The organism is Pseudomonas sp. FSL R10-0056, assembly GCF_009600105.1.
Classification (GTDB): domain Bacteria; phylum Pseudomonadota; class Gammaproteobacteria; order Pseudomonadales; family Pseudomonadaceae; genus Aquipseudomonas; species Aquipseudomonas bubulae.
The window spans coordinates 1-244 of sequence record NZ_WIWL01000151.1; the positions used below are offsets into that span (position 1 = coordinate 1).

At 41.8% G+C, this 244-nt stretch carries 1 protein-coding gene; it reads left to right on the forward strand.

Going from position 1 to position 244, the window contains the following annotated elements:
- Window positions 1–244, forward strand: a 244-nt coding sequence (locus tag GHO42_RS25870) for a hypothetical protein (RefSeq protein WP_218576004.1), incomplete at both ends; no start/stop codon positions are given.

Below are 244 nucleotides of genomic sequence, written 5' to 3' on the forward strand. Positions count from 1 at the left end.
GAAGAAAGGAGGGCGACCAGTTCAATCATATGCTCAATCTTTTGTATTCTGCTTGCCTCCTTCTGTGAAAAAACCCACAACAGAAGAATGGAAGGAAATAACAAAAGACATAGTGAAAGAGATTGCGAAAAAACTGGAAGTTAGCCTATCGGACTTGAACGGTAAAATATTTGCTAACGTCCACGACCAAGACAACCCGCACCTAAATCTTGTAGTGCCCAGAGTGCTAAATGGCAAGTCATTG